This is a genomic window from Corallococcus sp. CA041A (genome assembly GCF_003612075.1).
Classification (GTDB): Bacteria; Myxococcota; Myxococcia; order Myxococcales; family Myxococcaceae; genus Corallococcus; species Corallococcus exiguus.
The window spans coordinates 1-5000 of record NZ_RAWF01000418.1 but is presented as its reverse complement, the minus strand read 5'-3'; the positions used below and the strand labels follow the sequence as shown (position 1 = coordinate 5000).

Annotated in this window: 5 protein-coding genes; 2 read left to right on the top strand and 3 right to left on the bottom strand. The window is 68.6% G+C overall.

Translation table 11 applies throughout. From position 1 onward, the window contains the following. Window positions 1–569, bottom strand: a 569-nt coding sequence (locus D7V77_RS40100; RefSeq protein WP_120581458.1) for a general secretion pathway protein GspE, incomplete at its 3' end; no start/stop codon positions are given. 59 nt (window positions 570–628) lie between these two features. Further along, window positions 629–1459, bottom strand: a complete 831-nt coding sequence (locus D7V77_RS40095) for a DUF4292 domain-containing protein (protein ID WP_120581457.1) — start codon at window positions 1457–1459, stop codon at window positions 629–631. Between the two features lie 42 nt (window positions 1460–1501). Here D7V77_RS40095 and D7V77_RS40090 point away from each other — a divergent pair, with 42 nt between their 5' ends. Continuing rightward, window positions 1502–2233 (top strand): MotA/TolQ/ExbB proton channel family protein, encoded by a 732-nt coding sequence (locus tag D7V77_RS40090; RefSeq protein ID WP_120581456.1) that lies wholly within the window; start codon window positions 1502–1504, stop codon window positions 2231–2233. A gap of 15 nt (window positions 2234–2248) precedes the next feature. Continuing rightward, a complete protein-coding gene (locus tag D7V77_RS40085) occupies window positions 2249–2704 on the top strand; it encodes a biopolymer transporter ExbD (RefSeq protein WP_120565608.1) in 456 nt (151 codons plus the stop codon). A gap of 81 nt (window positions 2705–2785) precedes the next feature. Here the strand turns inward: D7V77_RS40085 and D7V77_RS40080 are convergent, their stop codons facing one another. After that, complete coding sequence (locus tag D7V77_RS40080; protein WP_120581455.1) at window positions 2786–4630, bottom strand: acyl-CoA dehydrogenase; 1845 nt, start codon at window positions 4628–4630, stop codon at window positions 2786–2788. Window positions 4631–5000: the final 370 nt, after the last annotated feature.

Sequence of the window (5000 nt, the reverse complement as noted above, 5' to 3'; positions counted from 1 at the left end):
GGCGGCGCGGCGGCGGGCTTGGGGGACATGGCGACGGCGGCGGCCGGGTCCAGGTCCTTGAGGTTCTTCACGACGGTGCGGCCCTGCGCATCCACCACCTTGAAGTTGGTGTCCGCGTCCTCCAGCTCCGCCGTCTCCTCGTAGAGGCGCGCGAACGCCCGCGCCACGGAGGTGCGCCCGGCCACGTTGGCCACGATGCGGCACTTGGACAGGGCCCGCAGTTCGTCCAGCACCCGGACGTTGAGCGGGTCCGACATGGCGACCACCAGCGTCTTGCCGTCGTCGCGCAGCTGCAGCGGGACGACAGAGAAGTCGCGCGCCGTCTGCGCCGGAATCTTGGCCTTCACGTGCGGCGGCACCATCTGCACGGAGTCCAGGTTCACCGCCGGCATGCCCAGCTGCTTCGACAAGGCGCGCACGAGGATGTCCTCGGAGACGAGGTTCATCCGGACGAGGATCTCGCCCAGCTTCCCGCCCCACTTGGCCTGCTCGGCGAGCGCCGCCTTGAGCTGGCTCTCCTGCAGGACGTTCGCCTTGATCAGCAGTTCTCCAAGCTTGATCTGTGCCATGTCGTGCGCGCCATAGTACCCGGTTTGCGCCGGGACGCTGCCTTTCGACGCCTGGAAGCTCAGGAACCCGGCGCGGGGGGCGGCTGGGACACCGCCCCCTCCGAGCGGACCTCCTGGCCCCGCGCGTCGACGTCCACCACCTTCGCCCCTTGGGGCGCGCCCAGTTCGTAGAGCGTCAGGTCCGGGCGGCCATTGAGGCGGATGTCCGTGTACTTCAGGTCCAGCTTCGTGCCCGCCGTGGCGGCGATGAGGTGCACCTTGCCCGGGAAGAACTGGTCGCCCCGCTGCTGGAAGTCCTCGAACGCCAGGTCGTAGCCCGGCACGCCCCGGACCTCGCTCTTCACCACGCGCAGGTGCTTGGGATCCACGCGCAGTGTCTGCGTCGCGGGCCCCCGCTGGAGCTTGAGCACGTACACCCGCTCCTTCTCGTCCAGCTCCAGGGTCATGGACTCCGGCGGCAGGAGGGGGACCTGCCCCAGCATCACCGCCACCAGCTCCTCGCTCGGCAGGACGACAGGAAGGAAGCGGGACACGTTCTCCGCGCTCGCTGGGCCCTGGAGGTACGTGTTCTCCCCCGCCTGGTAGACGCCAAAGCGTTCGCCGTCGGAGACGAGCGAGGCCACCGGGCGGTTGAAGAAGTCGTACGTCTCCAGGTGGATGAGGGCCGGACGGGTGATGGAGAGATACGTGGAGAGCGTTCCACTGCCCTGGGGCGAGTCCACGTGCAGCTTGGCGTCACCCTCCAGGGTCACCACCTTCGCCTGCCGCTCGCGCACGTGCTGGTAGAGCGTCTGGGCGTCCTCGATGCGGCCCTCCGGACCGAACTCGAGACGTTTGGGGCAGGCCGAACAGAGGAGGGCCAGGAAGATTGCGGCGGCTGCGCGGTTCATATGTCCTAGTGTGAGCCAGGGCCGCCTGCCCGGTCATCCATCATGAGCCTGAACGATCTACTTCATTACCTTCGCCTGGGCGGCGTCACCCTCGCCCTCCTCCTGGGCGCCTCCGTGGTGGCCCTGGGCGTGGCCATCGAGCGGCTCATCGCCCTCTGGGGCGTGAGCGAACGCTCCCGCAACCTGGGCGAAATCGTCCAGAAGCACCTCCTCCGGGGTGACGTGGCCGCCGCCCGCACCGCCGCCGAGCGCTCTGACGCCGTGGCGGCCGACATCTTCCTCGCCGGGTTCGACCGCTGGGAGCGCTCCCGCTCCACTGGCGGCAACGGCATCGAGTCCGCCGTGGAGCGCGAGCGCGCCCAGGTGGGGCTCAAGCTGCGGCGCAACCTGTGGCTGCTCGCCACCATCGGTTCGACGACGCCCTTCGTGGGCCTCTTCGGCACCGTGGCCGGCATCATGCGCTCCTTCAAGGACCTGGGCGTGGACGTGGAGGCCGGCGGTACCGGCGGCTCCGCTGCCGTGATGACGGGCATCTCCGAAGCGCTCGTCGCCACCGCCGTGGGCATCCTCGTCGCCGTGCAGGCGATGGTCTTCTACAACTACTTCCAGGCCCGGCTGTCCCGCGTGCTGGTGGAGCTGCGCCTGTTGGGCGACGAGTTCGCGGAGGTGCTCAAGGAGCGCTCGGCCGGCGGCCCGCTGCCGGACACCACGCCGCCCCCGCGCGAAAGCACCACGCCCCCGGCGTCCCGCCCGGATCCGCAGCCCGCCTCGTAAGGAGACACGCCCACCATGGCCATGGGAAAGACGCCCGGCTCGGGCGATGACGAGGTGGAGGGCGCGGGCTTCGCGGAGATCAACATCACGCCGCTGACGGACGTGATGCTCGTGCTGCTCATCATCTTCATGGTGACCAGCTCGGTCATCACCCAGCAGGGCCCGGGCGGCGGCGCGAAGGCGGGCCTCAAGGTGAACCTGCCCAAGGGCGGCGCCGCGGACGTCACCGCGCGCACCACGGACCTGTCCGTGGCGGTGCTGGCGGACGGACGCTTCGTGCTCGCGGGCAACGTCGTCGCGGAGGCGGAGCTGAAGCAGGCCTTCGACAACGCGAAGAACCAGAACCCCGACACCGTGGTGATTGTCCAGGCGGACGAAGGCGTCCCCCACGGCACCGTGGTGCAGGTGATGGAGCTGGCGAAGAAGGCCGGCCTCGCGCAGTTGGCCATCGGCGTGCGCGAAGGCGACTAGGCTCAGGCCCGAAAAGGAAAAGGCCCCCCGGCGCGTCACGTGCCGGAGGGCCTTCTTCATTTCAGGACTTCAGATTCCGCTTCAGACGCCGCCGAACGCCGCGTCGGTGATGTCCATCGGGGACGTGTCCTCGGTGGCGATGAGGCGCGCGGCGTACTCCACGTTGGGCAGCACGTTGCGCGCGTACCACAGGGCGCTGAACTTCTTGCCCTCGTAGAACGCCTTGTCCGGGTGGTCGGCGGCCACGTTGGCGGCGGCCTTCTCCGCGATGACGGCCGCGTCCAGCAGCAGCCAGCCCACGGCGACCTCCGACATCATGTTGAGGAAGCGGTTGGCGGACAGGGGGATGAGCGGGAAGCGGCCCGCGTCCTGCGACCAGCCGAACAGCGCCATCGCGCTGGACATCAGGCCTTCCTGCGCGCCGGCCAGCGTCTTCACGGCCTCGCCCAGCACCGGGTGCTCGCGGTGCGCTTCCACGAAGCTGCCGACATCGCCCATGAACTGCTGGAAGTGCGCGCCGCCCGCCTGGCCCATCTTGCGGCCCACCAGGTCCATGGCCTGGATGTGGTTGGTGCCCTCGTAGACGGAGAAGATCTTCGAGTCGCGCGTGTACTGCTCCACCGGATAGTCCTGGATGTAGCCGGCGCCGCCGTACACCTGGATGGCCTGCGCGCAGAGGCGGAAGGCCTGGTCGGAGCCGTAGGACTTCACCAGCGGCGTCAGCACCTCCACCTGACCCTTGTGGTAGGTGGCCGCGTCGTCGTCCTTGCCCGCCAGCTGCTTCGCCTTGTCCAGGTGCATGGCCAGCTTGATGACCAGCGCGCGGATGCCTTCCACGTGCGCCTTGATGTCCAGCAGCATGCGGCGGACGTCCGGGTGCTCGATGATGGAGGCGCGCGGCGCGGACGGGTCCTTCCACTTGGTGAAGTGGGAGCCCTGCTTGCGGTCCTTCGCGTAGTCCAGCGCGTTGTAGTACGCGGCCGACGCCAGGCTCACGCCCTGGATGCCCACGGCGATGCGCGCGCCGTTCATCATCTTGAACATCTGGCTCATGCCCACGTGCTCGACCGTGCCCACGAGCTCGCCCAGACAGCCGTCGTTCTCACCGAAGTTGAGGACACAGGTGGCGGAGCCGTTGATGCCCATCTTGTGCTCGATGGACCCCACGGTGACGTCGTTGGCCTGGCCGGAGGAACCGTCCGCGTTGATGCGCAGCTTGGGGACGATGAACAGCGACAGGCCCTTGGTGCCGGCCGGCGCGCCGTCGATGCGCGCGAGCACCAGGTGGATGATGTTCCCGGCCATGTCATGGTCGCCGCCGGAGATGAAGATCTTCGTGCCCTTGATGCTGTAGGTGCCGTCCCCGTTGCGCTTCGCGGTGGACTTGGCCGCGCCCACGTCGGAGCCGGCGTGCGGCTCCGTGAGGCACATGGTGCCGCCCCAGGTGCCGTTGAGCATGCGCTCCACGAACTGCTTCTGCTGCTCGGGCGTGCCGCACTCCGCGACAACTTCCGCCGCGCCGAAGGCCAGGCCCGGGTACATGTTGAACGCGGTGTTGGCGCCGGAGAGGATCTCCTCCACCGTCACCTGGAGCATCATCGGCGCGCCCTGGCCGCCGTGGTCGGGGCTCACCGCCACCGTCTTGAAGCCCTGCTCGTAGAGCTTGTTCCACGCGTCCTTGAAGCCCTTGGGCGTGAAGACCGAGCCGTTCTCCAACCGGCAGCCCTCACGGTCACCCACCGAGTTGAGGGGCCCCAGCACCTCGCGCGCGAAGCGGTACGTCTCCGTGAGGACCGCCTTCGCCTCGTCCGGGCCCCAGGCGTCATAGGGGGCCGTGCCCGCCACCTGGCCGAAGCCGAACTGCTCGAACAGCGTGAAGAAGATCTCTCGAAGGTCGGTCTTGTAGGTGTTGATGCCGGCGGACATGGCCACTCCTGCGTAGGGGCTCGCTGCCTGCCTGCTTCCCGCAGGGCGGGAAAAAGTAAGGGTCAGCGGCCCATGTGACGCAGGAAGTGTGGCGTCGACTGATTTTTGAGTCAACCCAAGATGACACCCCGCGTTGACGAGCGGTCGAAGCCGCCCTTCTGGAACGCGGGAATTCGCCTTGGAACGCCCCTGGAAAGCCTACTTCTTGGCCTTCTTCGCGGCCGGGAGGGACGCCGTCTTGGCGGCGGGCTTCTCCCGGGGCGCGGTCTTCTTGGACGAGGCGCCGTTGCGGGGCTCGTCCGTCTCCTCGTCGTCGTCCTCGTCGTCCTCGTCCCGGTCGCGTTCCGGGGCGGCGGGCGCAGGGGCGCTG

What these genes read in the sequence shown, in the direction of transcription:
- D7V77_RS40080 (WP_120581455.1), bottom strand. Translation starts at nt 4,630, where the DNA reads ATGTCCGCCGGCATCAACACCTACAAGACCGACCTTCGAGAGATCTTC.
- D7V77_RS40085 (WP_120565608.1), top strand. Translation starts at nt 2,249, where the DNA reads ATGGCCATGGGAAAGACGCCCGGCTCGGGCGATGACGAGGTGGAGGGC.
- D7V77_RS40090 (WP_120581456.1), top strand. Translation starts at nt 1,502, where the DNA reads ATGAGCCTGAACGATCTACTTCATTACCTTCGCCTGGGCGGCGTCACC.
- D7V77_RS40095 (WP_120581457.1), bottom strand. Translation starts at nt 1,459, where the DNA reads ATGAACCGCGCAGCCGCCGCAATCTTCCTGGCCCTCCTCTGTTCGGCC.